At 58.4% G+C, this 13,545-nt stretch carries 11 protein-coding genes and 1 pseudogene; all 12 read left to right on the forward strand.

Annotation, left to right across the window (positions count from 1 at the left end; translation table 11 throughout):
• The first annotated feature begins 10 nt into the window (after positions 1-10).
• Positions 11-1,447 (forward strand): amidase, encoded by a 1,437-nt coding sequence (locus ASS64_RS16550; RefSeq protein WP_198147746.1) that lies wholly within the window; start codon positions 11-13, stop codon positions 1,445-1,447.
• Positions 1,444-2,823, forward strand: coding sequence for an L-serine ammonia-lyase (locus ASS64_RS15880; protein ID WP_083508426.1), 1,380 nt, complete (start codon positions 1,444-1,446; stop codon positions 2,821-2,823). The genes ASS64_RS16550 and ASS64_RS15880 overlap by 4 nt, the downstream gene beginning before the upstream one ends.
• A gap of 46 nt (positions 2,824-2,869) precedes the next feature.
• Entirely contained in the window at positions 2,870-3,991 is a 1,122-nt protein-coding gene (hppD, locus tag ASS64_RS15885; RefSeq protein ID WP_067696659.1) for a 4-hydroxyphenylpyruvate dioxygenase, read from the forward strand.
• Positions 3,988-4,557, forward strand: a complete 570-nt coding sequence (locus ASS64_RS15890) for a VOC family protein (protein ID WP_067696662.1) — start codon at positions 3,988-3,990, stop codon at positions 4,555-4,557. Before hppD ends, ASS64_RS15890 begins: the two co-directional genes overlap by 4 nt.
• Positions 4,554-5,216 (forward strand): maleylacetoacetate isomerase, encoded by a 663-nt coding sequence (maiA, locus tag ASS64_RS15895; RefSeq protein ID WP_067696665.1) that lies wholly within the window; start codon positions 4,554-4,556, stop codon positions 5,214-5,216. Before ASS64_RS15890 ends, maiA begins: the two co-directional genes overlap by 4 nt.
• Positions 5,213-6,223, forward strand: coding sequence for a fumarylacetoacetate hydrolase family protein (locus ASS64_RS15900; RefSeq protein ID WP_067696669.1), 1,011 nt, complete (start codon positions 5,213-5,215; stop codon positions 6,221-6,223). Before maiA ends, ASS64_RS15900 begins: the two co-directional genes overlap by 4 nt.
• Before the next feature lie 99 nt (positions 6,224-6,322).
• A complete protein-coding gene (locus ASS64_RS15905; protein ID WP_067696672.1) occupies positions 6,323-8,683 on the forward strand; it encodes a zinc-dependent metalloprotease in 2,361 nt (786 codons plus the stop codon).
• A 49-nt stretch (positions 8,684-8,732) separates the two neighbouring features.
• The gene (locus ASS64_RS15910) at positions 8,733-9,920 is read left to right on the forward strand and encodes an aromatic amino acid transaminase (protein WP_067696675.1); all 1,188 of its coding nucleotides are present in this window, start codon (positions 8,733-8,735) and stop codon (positions 9,918-9,920) included.
• A gap of 121 nt (positions 9,921-10,041) precedes the next feature.
• The gene (locus tag ASS64_RS15915; protein WP_067696678.1) at positions 10,042-11,196 is read left to right on the forward strand and encodes a M14-type cytosolic carboxypeptidase; all 1,155 of its coding nucleotides are present in this window, start codon (positions 10,042-10,044) and stop codon (positions 11,194-11,196) included.
• 197 nt (positions 11,197-11,393) lie between these two features.
• Positions 11,394-11,708, forward strand: a complete 315-nt coding sequence (locus tag ASS64_RS15920; protein ID WP_067696854.1) for a 4a-hydroxytetrahydrobiopterin dehydratase — start codon at positions 11,394-11,396, stop codon at positions 11,706-11,708.
• 4 nt (positions 11,709-11,712) lie between these two features.
• Positions 11,713-12,375 (forward strand): SDR family oxidoreductase, encoded by a 663-nt coding sequence (locus ASS64_RS15925; protein ID WP_067696681.1) that lies wholly within the window; start codon positions 11,713-11,715, stop codon positions 12,373-12,375.
• Positions 12,376-12,915: 540 nt separating this feature from the next.
• A pseudogene (locus tag ASS64_RS17025) lies at positions 12,916-13,500 on the forward strand (gamma-glutamyltransferase).
• Positions 13,501-13,545: the final 45 nt, after the last annotated feature.

Consider the following 13,545-nt stretch of genomic DNA (forward strand, 5'->3'; position numbering starts at 1 on the left):
GATCTTATCCATGGCAGCTCTGGCGGGATTGTCGGCCGGCGAACTGCCGCCCTCTCAGATCTTCGAAACGCGCGAGGCGCTCGAGAAGGGCGAAACTTGTGTGGCGATCGTCGAACAATCCCTTGCGAGGATCGCAGAACAAGGCGGAAGCGATGGCATAAACGCGGTCACACTCGTCCCACGAGAGCAAGCGCTTGCCGAGGCGGCCGCCATCGACCAGCGACTTGGCGACGGTGAAGAGATGCGTCCGCTCGAATGCGTCACTCTCGGCGTCAAAGACAACATCGATGTTGCGGGCCAGCCAACGACTGCAGGATCCATCGCTCTTGCCGGCAATATCGCCCCTGCCGACGCGCCAGTCGTTGCCCGGCTGCGCAGTGATGGCGCGATTGTGGTTGCACGAACAAATATGGCCGAATGGGCTTTCAGCCCGCGCCATACGATCAGCAGTATAGCTGGGGAAACCGTGAATCCGTATGATCCTGCGCTAGTCCCCGCAGGATCATCGGGGGGGTCAGCCGCAGGCGAAGCCGCCGGGCTTTTCGCGATATCGCTTGGTACCGATACGGGTAACTCGATACGCGGACCCTCCGCCCACAACGCGCTGGTTGGTCTGCGTTCATCGATCGGACTGGTGCCCATCGATGGGATCGTACCTCTTCTCGCACAAGTAGACGTGGTGGGTCCCATGGTCACGAGCGTACGCGATGCCGCCATCATGCTCGACACACTGACCGCCAGTCCCGGGACGTACACTGACGATCTTGGTTCGAGCGACCTCGCCGGGATCACCGTGGCGGTGGTACCTTCGTCGCTCACCGGCACGCCGACCCACCCTGAGATCGCGAAGCTTTTCGAGCGCGCGCAGCAAGACTTGAAGAGTGCAGGCGCAAACATCGTTGAACTCGATGTTGCGGCCATTCGCTCGGTGCTGGAAGATCTTTCGCCGTGCTTCTCCTTCCGGGCGGATGTGAGGAAATATTTCCAATCCCGCGGAGGCATCTTTGCCAACTACGATCCTCTCTTTGCTTACCAATCGGGCCTTTATTCCAAGGAGTTCGAAGCGCCGTTCAAGTTCTTTCTCGATAGTGAAAGCATCGCAGAGTGCCCGGCATATCAGCAGGACAAAGCGCGCCAGACTGCGCGTTCCGCGATAGAGGCAATGATGACCCGCCTCGGGGCGGATTTCATCGCCTATCCGACCTGGTCTTCGCCTCCGGCAAGCCGGAAGCGTTGGAACGAAGATTACGCCGGCGACAATTCGCAAGTCTTGGTTCCTCCCACCGGATTGCCTGCCATAACCGTACCCATGGGCTTTCTGGGGTCAGGGGCCCCGGGCGGAATTCAATTTGTCGGCCGGTTCGAACAAGAGAAAGCTCTCCTCGACGTCGCATTTGCCTACGAACAACTGACCCTTCATCGCGAAAGCCCGGAGCTTACGCCGTGAGCAAGCTTCTTCAGGAGCGCGCTGGAAGTCCGGCGCCGCTAAGCGTCTCCGACCTCTTTACGATCGGCATAGGACCCTCGAGTTCCCACACCGTTGGACCAATGCGTGCGGCAAAACAGTTTGCTGCTCAGGTCGCTTCTGAAGGCCCGATAAGTACGATCAGGGCGCATCTTTATGGATCGCTGGCGCTTACCGGACGCGGACACGCAACCGACCGGGCCATTATCCTCGGACTTTCCGGTCACGAATGTGAGACCATCGACCCCGCGATCATCGAATCCGCTGTTGAGGCAGTCGGTGATCAAAAGCGTCTATTGATCGACGGGCGCGCGGAAGTACCATTCGATCCTGAAACAGACATTGTGTTCCACAAGGAAACGTTTCTCGACGATCATCCCAACGGTCTGACTTTGCAGGCAGAGCTTGCTTCGGGTCTCTTCATCTCTGAAACCTACTATTCGATCGGTGGAGGGGCCATCCGTCGAGCTGGGGACAAGGTGGATCCGGTCAATGTTGCGGTGACCTACCCCTTCGAGTCCGGACAGGACCTGCTCGATATTTGCAAGGCCAACGAGATGTCGATCGCCCAAATTGTTCTCGCCAACGAGACCGCCTGGAGAGATCGGGATGATACGATCGCTCTGCTCACTCGGATCAAGGCGGCGATGTTCGATTCAATTGAGCGGGGCTGTAACGCAACGGGTATTCTACCCGGCGGCCTGAAAGTCAGGCGCAGGGCGAGCGCGATGACAAAACGACTCATGGAACGTGAATGCGCGGCGCGCGGTGATGTCTTTGAGTGGGTGAGCGTTTACGCACTGGCCGTAAACGAAGAGAACGCTGCGGGCGGGAAGGTCGTAACTGCCCCTACAAACGGCGCTGCTGGCGTACTACCCGCGGTTCTCAAATATCTTGAAGTCTTCGTCGATAGCGACAGCAATCTGGCAATCGAATTTCTTCTTACGGCTTCTGCGATCGGCATCCTCTACAAGACCAAAGCCTCGATTTCGGCCGCCGAGATGGGATGCCAAGGTGAGGTCGGCGTCGCTTGTTCGATGGCCGCCGGCGGATTGGCTGCTGCCTTGGGGGGGACGCCTGAGCAGGTCGAAAATGCTGCTGAAATCGGCATGGAGCATTGTCTTGGACTGACTTGTGATCCGGTCGGAGGCCTGGTCCAGATCCCCTGTATCGAACGCAACACCATGGGCGCGATCAAGGCGATCAACGCCGCCTATCTCGCCCTTTCCGGTGACGGCGCGCATATTGTGTCCCTCGATGCAGTCATTGAAACCATGCGCCAGACCGGCGTCGACATGTCCCGGCAGTACAAAGAAACCAGTCTCGGCGGCCTCGCCGTCAATGTCGTCGAGTGCTGAGCTGCGCTCAGACGATTCATTTTTGAAATTATACTAGGAGCAAATCATGACCGACCTTTTCGACAATCCCATCGGTCTCGACGGCTTCGAATTCGTCGAATTCTGCGCACCCGAGAAGGGTGTCATCGAGCCGGTTTTCCAGGCGATGGGCTTCACTCTGGTGGCCAAGCACCGTTCCAAGGATGTCGACTTGTGGCGCCAGGGCCAGATAAACCTTATCCTCAACTACGAACCCAAAAGCGCGGCGTGGTTTTTCGCACGCGAACATGGACCCTCGGCCTGCGGCATGGGTTTCCGCGTTCGTGACGCGCGAAAGGCTTATGCCGAACTTCTGGCCCGTGGCGCCGAGCCTGTCGCGGTCCAGACCGGGCCGATGGAACTGCACATTCCCGCCATCCGCGGCATCGGCGGCGCGATCGTTTACCTGATCGACCGCTACGAGGATGCGCAAGGCAACGGCCTCTCGATCTACGACATCGATTTCGAGTATCTGCCGGGTGTCGAGAAGCACCCGGTCGGCGCCGGCTTCAACGTGATCGATCACTTGACCCACAACGTCTACAACGGTCGCATGAAGTACTGGGCCGATTACTACGAGACGCTCTTCAACTTCCGCGAAATCCGCTTCTTCGACATCAAGGGTGAATACACGGGCCTGACCTCGAAGGCGCTCACTGCGCCTGACGGCAAGATCCGCATCCCGCTCAACGAAGAGGGCGAAGGCGGCAAAGGCCAGATCGAAGAGTTCCTCAAAGAGTTCAACGGGGAAGGCATTCAGCACATCGCGCTGATCTGTGACGATCTTGTGAAGTGCTGGGACAATCTCAAGGACCTCGGCGTGCCCTTCATGAGCGCGCCGCCCGAAACCTATTACGAGATGCTGCCCGATCGTCTGCCCGGCCACGGTGAACCTGTCGACGAACTCAAGAGGCGCGGTATCCTGCTCGACGGCGCCACCGAGGGCGGCCAGCCGCGACTGCTGCTGCAGATCTTCGCCGAAGCGCAGGTCGGGCCGGTGTTTTTCGAGTTCATCCAGCGCAAGGGCGACGAGGGCTTTGGCGAGGGCAACTTCAAGGCGTTGTTCGACTCGATGGAACGCGACCAGATCCGTCGGGGCGTGCTGAGCGTCGATGAGGCGAAGTCGGAGGAATCGGAGCCTGCGGAATGATCGACATGGTAACTCATCCCGTCAGGCTTGGCGGCGTCCACCACGCCGCCTATCGCTGCAAGGACGCAAAGGAAACGGTCGAGTGGTACGGTCGGGTGCTCGGCATGGATTACACCACTGCCTTCGCCGAGGACCACGTGCCCTCGACCGGCGAGTACGATCCCTACATGCACGTCTTCCTCGATGCGGGGAACGGCAACATCCTCGCCTTTTTCGAGCTGCCCAACCAGTCCGACATGGGCAAGGACCCGAACACCCCCGGCTGGGTCCAGCACCTCGCCTTCCGGGTCGGCAGCGAAGCGGAATTGCTGACCGCCCAGGCGCATATCGAGGGCGAAGGTATCGACGTGCTCGGCCCAACGCATCACGGCATTTTCAGGTCGATATACTTCTTTGATCCCAACGGTCACCGGGTCGAACTCGCAGCCGACATCGGCACCGACGAGCAATATGCAGAGCTTAAGCGCGTCGCCCCGCTGATGCTCGACGAATGGAGCCAGACCAAGAAAGCTCCGCGCCATGCTGACTGGCTGCACGAGATCGCCCGGAAGGAGCACGAGGTTTGAAGCTGTATGGCTACTTCCGCTCATCGACCAGCTACCGCCTGCGCATCGCACTCAACCTCAAGGGGCTGGATTACGACTATGTTCCTGTGAACCTCGTGGAGGCCGAACAGAAGGGCGAGGCCTATGTCAGCCGCAATCCCTTCGGTTCGGTGCCGCTGCTTGAGGCCGACGGGCGCGACCGGGCGCAGTCGACGGCACAGCTCGAATGGCTCGACGAGGCCTATCCCGAACCGGCTCTGCTGCCGAAGGGTGCAGAGGACCGCTTCACCGCGCGCGAACTCACGTATGCGATCGCCACCGAAACGCATGCGGTGAACAACCTCCCGGTGCTCAAATACCTCGCCGATCGGCTCGGCCATTCGCAGGACGAGATTGCCACTTGGTACCGTCACTGGTTGAAGCGGACCTTCGATCCGGTGGAAGAGCGGCTCGCCCAGCTTGGCACCGGCGATTTCCTGTTCCACACGCCGGGCCTCTTCGAAGTCGTGCTGCTGCCGCAGGTCTACAACGCGCGCCGCTTCGATTTCGACTTTTCGGACCACCCCCACATCACCCGGATCGAGAGCGCCTGCCTCTCTCACGAGGCCTTTGCACGCGCCTATCCCGACAACCAGATCGACAGCCCCGACTATAAGGGGCCGCAAGGAGAGACAGAATGAAGCTCGCCACACTCAAAGACGGGACGCGCGACGGCAAGCTGGTTGTTGTCTCGAAAGACCTCATCCGCCACTGTGCCGCCGACAATATCGCACCAACGCTGCAGGCCGCGCTCGACAACTGGGACGAAATCGCCCCGATGCTGGAGGCGCTCTACACTCGGGTTGAGAACGAAACCGTCCCCTGCCAGACCTTCGATGAACGCGAAGCACACTCCCCCTTGCCGCGCGCCTACCAATGGGCCGACGGCAGCGCCTACATCAACCACGTCGAACTGGTGCGCAAAGCTCGCGGCGCCGAGGTCCCCGAGAGCTTCTATCACGATCCATTGATGTACCAGGGCGGCAGCGATGGATTTCTGCCTCCGCGCGCCGACATTCCGCTCAAGGACACGAGTTGGGGCTGCGACATGGAAGGCGAGATTGCAGTCATCACCGACGATGTGCCGATGGGCGTATCCAGCGAAAAGGCGGTTGATCACATCAAACTGGTCATGCTGGTGAACGACGTGTCCTTGCGCGGCCTGATACCGGGCGAACTCGCCAAGGGGTTCGGCTTCTTCCAGTCCAAGCCGGCCAGTGCATTTAGTCCGGTCGCTGTTACGCCCGACGAACTCGGCGATGCGTGGCAGGGCAGCGTCATCCACCTGCCGCTGATGGTCGATTACAACGGGGAACCCTTTGGCCGCGCAAACGCCGGTGTCGATGCGACCTTCAGCCTTGCCGACCTCATTGCCCATGCGGCAAAGACGCGCAGTCTTGGAGCGGGGACGATCATCGGTTCAGGCACCGTCTCGAACCAGGGGCCCGATGGCGATCCGGGCAAGCCGGTCAGGGAAGGCGGTCTTGGCTACAGCTGCATCGCCGAAATCCGCATGATCGAGACCATCGCCGACGGTGAGCCCTCGACGCGATTCATGGTACCAGGCGACACCGTGCGGGTCGAAATGCGCGATGCCGAAGGTCACTCGATCTTTGGCACGATCGAGCAAAAGGTCGTGCAAGCTTGAAGGCAAAAAAATGATTGGCGCCGAGAAGCGGAGTGGGAGGCTCAGATGAGAACCAGTGTTGTCGCAATATTGCTGGCGAGTGCGTTAAGCCCGCAGTTCATGATCGATCAGGCCGCTGCACGGGAAGCTGCGCCCGTTGCCGACGCCGTCTCGTCCTCGATGCCGATCGCCATTCAACGTGATCTCGCAAACGGTAGGCTTATTCTAACCCTCCCCCCGCCGGGCGCAGATGGCGTTTCGGCCCAGGTCATCCACACGATGGTCCTGCGTTCGGGGCTTGGGTCTGCTCCAACGCTTCTCGATCGCGGGCGGCTGAGCCCGTCCCAATTGCTCTTATTTCGACAGCTGGGCAAGAAGGTGGCTCTCGAGTATGCTAATCCCCGCTTTCGCGATGCGAGCGGCGCGACAAGCAGGGACTTTGCATCGTCGATCATCGCCATGCTGGAAGTGATCGAGACGAAGGCAGATGGTTCGCTCGTCGTAGAACTGGATGGGCTCTCATCGCTCGATCTGCTCGGAATTGTTGCGTCGCTCAACCAGTCTGAAGATCCATTGGGCACCGGTAGTGGTGGTCAGGGTGCGGGCTCGGACTTCTCGATTGACGCCAAGGCCAGCGCGTTCGATCCCGCCTCGTTGCAGAGTTTCCCCAAGAATATTGAACTGGATGCGGTCCAGACATTCACCTCGAAGACACCGGGCGCAGAGGTCGGGAACATTGCGCCCTATCCAAGTTCCACCTCATTCCGAATCCGCCATAGCTTCACCCTCCTACCCGATGCGGGTTATGAGATACGCCCATTCGATCCGAGGATTGGCGGCTTTTCTACCCAGACCTATGATTTCGGCGCGCCTCTGGGCGACGATGTCGTGCAGGACGTAGCAAACAGATTTCGCCTTGTCCGGACCGATCCCAATGCACCCAGATCGAGGGTCGAAAATCCGATCGTTTTCTATGTCGATCGCAATGCCCCCGATGCCATGCGCACGGCGATAATCGAAGGCGCTTCCTGGTGGACGGAGGCGTTCGACAAGGCCGGTTTTATCGATGCATTCCGGGTAGAATTGCTTCCGGAAGGCGTCGATCCCTCTGATGGCCGATACAACGTAATCACCTGGGTCGATCGCGCGACGCGTGGTTGGTCCTATGGACAAACGGTCGTCGACCCGCGGACGGGCGAAATTCTGAGAGGCGTGGTTGTTCTGGGTTCACTGCGGTTGAGACAAGACACTCTCTTGTTGGAAGCCTTCGTCGGTGCCGGGGCTACGGGCGGTGGGGGGAGCAACGACCCTGCGCAAGCGGCGTTGGCCAGACTGAGGCAGCTTGCCGCGCACGAAATCGGCCATACTCTGGGCCTGGCCCACAACTTTGCTGCAAGCCGCTTCAGGCGAGCGTCAGTCATGGACTATCCTGCACCGCGCATTCGGTTCGTAGATGGCAAGTTCGATCTCAGTGATGCTTACGGCGTGGGACTGGGGGCGTGGGACCTCATGTCGATCGACTGGCTCTATGGTGCCCAACCTGGCAGCGACGCGGAAAGAAAGGCTCAGGCTGCAGCAGCGTCGGGAATACGATACGTACAGGATGGCGAAGCCCGTGCCCCATCTTCAGGCAATGCCTTTGGAGCCATGTGGGACGACGGTTCGGATCCCGTCGCCGAATTGGAGCGCATTTATGCTCTGCGCGCGCGCGCCCTGTCGCGGTTTGGCCAAACAAATATCGCGCTTGGGCGCGAGGTCGCAGAGTTGCGGCGCAGATTCGTGCCTTTGTGGCTCTTTCATCGCTATCAGGCCGAAGCCGCTGCCAAGCTTATCGGCGGCTATGACTATTCGTATTCGGTTGCCGGAAGCTATGGCCACGGTACGACCGCGATTGACGAGTCGAGCCAGCGCCTGGCGCTTCAGAACCTGCTGTCGGCTCTGGAACCCGACTTTCTGACCGTTCCGGCCTCGCTGATTCCCGCCCTGTCCGCTGGCAGAAATGGCTCTCCAAACCGGCAGTTCGACGTCGAGATCATGCCCACCGCAGGGCCCAGCATATTCGATCCTTTTGTGGCGAGCGAGATCGGTGCAGAAATCGTCTTGAGGCTACTGCTCGAACCGAGCCGACTTGATCGGATGTTGGTCCAGGCGAACGCCGACTCATCGGCCCCCTTGGTGGATCAACTCTTCGACGGATTGCACGATGTTGCGATGCGCGGTTCGCAGAGTCTGGTCGCCCAGCGCATCGCGAGCAGGACCATCGCCGATGTGATGGCTCTAGCCCACGATCCCAAAGCATCGCCTTCGGCAAGGATTCTTGCCGAAGAATGGCTCCAAAGAGCCGCGCGCGAACTCGAGTCACGCCGCGGAGGCGGTCATTGGGCGCAAATGCTGGCCGAGGTAATCCGTGATCAGGACCGTCGCGCAGAGTTTCTCAGGCTCAATCGCCCGCCACAAATTCCGCCCGGGGCGCCCATCTGAATCGACAATCGCGCAGCGACCAGAGGCACCGAAAGCTAAGGAGATATGCGTGTTCGAGCATCTCGAAGATAAGGAACCAGATAAGCTTCTGGGCCTGATCAAACTCTACGCGAATGATACGCGGTCTGAGAAGATCGACTTGGGTGTCGGCGTCTATCGCACTGCCGAAGGAAAAACCCCGGTGTTCAGCGCGATCAAAAAAGCCGAACGGTTCCTTTTGGAGAACCAGGAGAGCAAGTCGTATCTGGGGCCCGAGGGCGACGCGGGTTTTGCAGAGGCGCTCTTGCCAATAGTTTTCGGTGCCGATCAAGAAATCCATGAGAAAACGCTCAGGCTCCAGACCCCGGGCGGCACGGGCGCCGTACGCATGGCCGCCGCGTTGGTTGCGCGGGCCGGAGTTACGCGGATTCATCTGGGCCTGCCAAGCTGGCCCAACCACGCGCAGATATTTGATGATATCGGGCTTTCGGTGAATGGCTTCGTTCATGCGGATCCTGCAAGCGGACAAGCCGATTTCGCCGCTCTCTTGCAGACGATCGAAGATGCAAGTCCTGGAGACGCGGTAATCTTGCATGCCTGTTGCCATAATCCCACCGGCATTGATTACACCACCAAACGGTGGGAAGAGATCGCCTCCGCCCTGCTGGAAAACGGCGTTCTCCCGATCGTCGACTTTGCCTATCAGGGACTTGGCTCCGGTCTTGAAGACGATGCGCAGGGGGTCAGGATCCTTGCCGCTCGAATGCCGGAACTGCTTGTTGCTTACAGTTGTGACAAGAACTTCGGGCTCTATCGCGATCGAGTGGGGGCGCTCTTCGCTGTTGTTCAAGCCGAGGGCTCTCGAGCCAAATGCCTTTCCAACCTCAACGAACTTGCGCGGGCTTGCTGGTCGATGCCTCCCGATCACGGGGCAGCCGCCGCGCGCATCGTCCTGGAAGATGAGCAACTGCGACGAGAATGGAAGGAAGAGCTGGAGGCGATGCGAGAACGCCTCCAACGCATGAGATATCTTCTGTCCAAGGCCGACGAACAGGTCCCGAATATCGGACTGGGCGCACTCGCCAATGGCCATGGGATGTTCGCCATGCTCGAGCTCTCGAGCGCGCAGATCTTGTCTCTCAGGGATGATCACGCTGTCTATATAGCGCCATCTGGTCGCATCAGCCTCGCCGGATTGACTGAACAGAACATCTATCGCCTGGTGCAATCCCTCAGCGAGGTCTGCCCCCACACCTAGGCCTCAATCCTAACCGTCGCGAAAGAGCGCGAGCGAAATCTTCACCTCCACACGTTTCCTCGCGCACGATGCCAAAACACCGACATCCAACCGACAATGTGACTTAAAAAAGGGTTTACAAGTGAGCGATATCCGAATCGATGCTGACTTCGACAGCGGCAAAATCGAAGTATTGTCGATTTCCGGCGCCAGTGCGATGCTGGCAATCCCGCTCGATACCAAGAGCGAGTTCAAGCAGTGGTTTCACTTCCGCGTGGCCGGCGCCGCAGGTCGCGAACTGGTGTTGAAGATCACCGATCTGGAGACCAGCGCATACCCCGGAGGCTGGCCCGGCTATGATGCCTGCGTGTCTGAAGACCGGCATTCTTGGCTGCGTGCCTCTTCCAGCTACAGCAAGGAGGAGGATGGCGGCACGCTCACCATCCGCCACACTCCCGCTAGTGACTTGGTGTGGTTTGCCTATTTCGTACCCTATTCGATGGAACGGCACCACGATCTCGTCGCCCAGGCTGCTGTCAGCGAAGACGTAGATTATCGCTGTCTCGGTACGACGCTCGACGGACAGCCAATCGACTGCCTCGAAATGGGCCAAGGCGATTTCAACGTGTGGCTCTATGCGCGCCAGCATCCAGGGGAAACGCAGGCAGAATGGTGGATGGAAGGCGCACTTGAAGTGCTGACCAATCCCGCAGACAGCGTTGGGCGATTGCTCCGGAAGCGGTGCCGGTTCTTTATCGTGCCAAACTGCAATCCCGACGGATCGCGTCGTGGGAATTTGCGTGTCAATGCGGCAGGGATCAATCTAAACCGCGAATGGGCCGAACCCTCTCTGGAGAGAAGTCCGGAGGTCCTCGCCATCCGGAACCGGATGGACGAGACTGGCGTCCATTTCGCCATCGATGTGCACGGCGACGAAGCGATACCGGTGGCATTCATCGCCGGGTTCGAAGGCATTCCGCACTGGAGCGACGAACAAGGCGAAGGTTTCTACAGATTCGAAAGGATTCTCGATCGCCGAACGCCGGACTTCCAGACCGAGCAGGGCTACGCCAAAGCCAAGCGAGGTGAAGCCAATCTAAAAATCAGCGGGAACCAGGTGGCTGAAAGATACGGAGCTGTCGCGATGACGCTTGAAATGCCTTTTAAGGATAATCCCGCTGATCCTGAGCCAAAGCAGCCTTGGTCACCCGAGCGTTGCAAGCAGCTGGCGCGCGATTGCCTCGCCAGCCTCCTTGAGTGGCTGGATCCAGAAGAAGAGAGCAGTGCCATGTTGTGACAAGGATACGAGGAACCTGTTCGGCTAACATAGGGGAGCGAGCCGAACTTCGCGTGTCATATCGGCAGCCAAAATCGTTTCGATCGTCCTGAGCGGCCTTCGGGGTCGCCGATAGTTACGTATCAAACTTCATTTACAAACAACAAGCCGTATTCAAGCGATATTGGCTGCGAAATATGTTCAGGAGAATAACCCACATGCCAGAATTAAGTTCAGCACAGCTCGACGAGATCTTGCTTTTGAATGCTGGTTGGCAGCTATCCGAAGACAAAAGGAAAATTCACACAAAATTGCGGTTCGAAGATTTTGCGAAGGCATGGGGATTTATGACCGAGATTGCAATTGAGGCAGAAAAAATCAATCACCATCCGGAGTGGGCTAATGTTTACAATAGGGTTGATCTTAGCCTGACCACCCATGATGCAAGCGGTTTGACTGAACTCGATCTCAGGCTAGCCAAAAAAATCGATAAGGCAATTAATTGCCGCCGTGTCAGTGTGGAAGGAGCCTGATCTAATGTTAGTTGTTACGGGAGCAAGTGGCGCGGTCGGTCAGTCGGTGATGAACCTCGCGAAAGGCCGAGGCATTAAAGTTCTGGGTATCGATAAGGCACCCTCATCGACGTCCACTTTCAGTAGAGACGAATATATCGGCGAGATCGACCTTCTGAACCTCGACGATATGTCACTTCTAAAAGAAAAGGTGAGAAGTTTAGGCGGTAAGGTTTCTGCGTTGGCTAACATTGCTGGCGGCTTCGCTTGGAAGACGATCGAAGGTTCGGAACAGGTGGACTGGATCGACATGATGCGTATAAATTTTTTTACTGCAATGAATTCTAGTCTAGCATTACTTCCTTACATCTCTGACCGCGCCGCAATTGTGAACATTGGTGCGGCTGCGTCGATGAGGGCCGCTGCAGGCATGGCTCCATACACCTCCTCTAAGTCTGCCTTGGCACGGTTCTCTGAGGCGTTGAGTGAGGAAGTTTCCCACCGCGGAGTGCGGATCAATATGGTTTCTCCGACGATCATCGATACACCCACGAACCGCGCAGAGATTCCTGGCGCGGACCGCGACAATTGGGTTACACCCTCGGAAGTAGCAGAATGTGTGCTGTTTCTTGCGTCCCCCCAAAGTAGTGGCGTAAACGGCGCAAATCTTGTGGTGGGCCGGGTGTAGTCGCCGTTGATCGGCTTTCACTTGTTGCCTGCGCGGTTTGATTAGCGCGCCGCAATTCGTCAACGGAGGACGGACTTATCGCTGCAGTTTGTGAGAATCGAATGTCAAACAAGTCCCGGCCAGCTGCGCTGAGATCAGGAGCGTCCATGAAAGCCATCATGTCGCCATGTGACGAAGCGAGGTTGCGGAGCTAGTTTCGAAGCAGCAAAGGCGCCATTACTCCGCCAGTCATATTAGGCTGCTCGATCACGTGAAGATAGCACAGCTATGGCGTGGCGGGACGGCGGAGCAAAGTTGGGCCAACACATATCCGACCTTCCCAAGCGCAGGGCGTCACAGAAAATGGGGCTTTGTATGGCCTTTGCTATTGCTTTCGTGTTCTTGACATCGGCAATTCTGGTCTCACCGGTTGGTGCCAATTCTAACGCGCAAGATGGTCGCGCTCAAATTCAAGCGGGAGGGCGGCCTGTTGGAGCTTCTTGATCGCGAAGCCCAATGCACGCGACCAATGGTATGGCGGCGACCGCCCATCGACTTGCCATGCAGGTCGCGCTCGACCTCCTCAAGAGTGGAGGCAAGGAGGTAGACGCTGCTATTGCCGCATATGTCGCCTTCGGACTGAAGGAGCGACCGGCAACGGGGATCGGCAGCGACTTCTTTACAATCATTTCTGATCCGAAGAGCGGTCAGCTATACGGAATCCACGGCTCGGGGTTATCGCTGATTGGGTAGACTCCCGAGCAGCTCAAGGCCGAGATCGGCGATGGCGACAGCATTCTGGCTCTCGGCGGGCTACCGGTGACCGTCCCCGGCACGGTTGATGCTTGGCGCCCCATGCACGAGCGGTTCGACAAATTTTCGATGTCGGATGTGCTCGTCCCGACGGTAAACTATGCCTGCGATGGACACCCTGTCGCGCCGGTGATCGATTCCTATGTCGAGACCAACCTGCGCCGGTTCGAGAGCGCAATAGCAGAGGCCCCGTTCGATTTCGCCAATGCCCGCGCAGCCTGGTTCGCCGAGGGTCGGCCCCCCGCCGGTGAGTTCAACAGGAATCCCGACCTTGTCACCACACTTGAGACAATCGGGCGTTACTTGCGCAGTGGCGCCCTGAAATTACACTGATTCCTGTTGCTGCAAGATGTTTGCGAAGAGTTTGAGGCTTGGCGT

Origin of the sequence: Erythrobacter sp. AP23 (genome assembly GCF_001542855.1) — a bacterium.
GTDB lineage: Bacteria > Pseudomonadota > Alphaproteobacteria > Sphingomonadales > Sphingomonadaceae > Qipengyuania.

Excerpts from the sequence above, each read along its gene's own strand:
- ASS64_RS15900 (WP_067696669.1), top strand. The coding sequence starts at position 5,213 with ATGAAGCTCGCCACACTCAAAGACGGGACGCGCGACGGCAAGCTGGTT.
- hppD (WP_067696659.1), top strand. The coding sequence starts at position 2,870 with ATGACCGACCTTTTCGACAATCCCATCGGTCTCGACGGCTTCGAATTC.
- ASS64_RS16550 (WP_198147746.1), top strand. The coding sequence starts at position 11 with ATGGCAGCTCTGGCGGGATTGTCGGCCGGCGAACTGCCGCCCTCTCAG.
- ASS64_RS15905 (WP_067696672.1), top strand. The coding sequence starts at position 6,323 with ATGATCGATCAGGCCGCTGCACGGGAAGCTGCGCCCGTTGCCGACGCC.
- ASS64_RS15925 (WP_067696681.1), top strand. The coding sequence starts at position 11,713 with ATGTTAGTTGTTACGGGAGCAAGTGGCGCGGTCGGTCAGTCGGTGATG.
- ASS64_RS15890 (WP_067696662.1), top strand. The coding sequence starts at position 3,988 with ATGATCGACATGGTAACTCATCCCGTCAGGCTTGGCGGCGTCCACCAC.
- ASS64_RS15920 (WP_067696854.1), top strand. The coding sequence starts at position 11,394 with ATGCCAGAATTAAGTTCAGCACAGCTCGACGAGATCTTGCTTTTGAAT.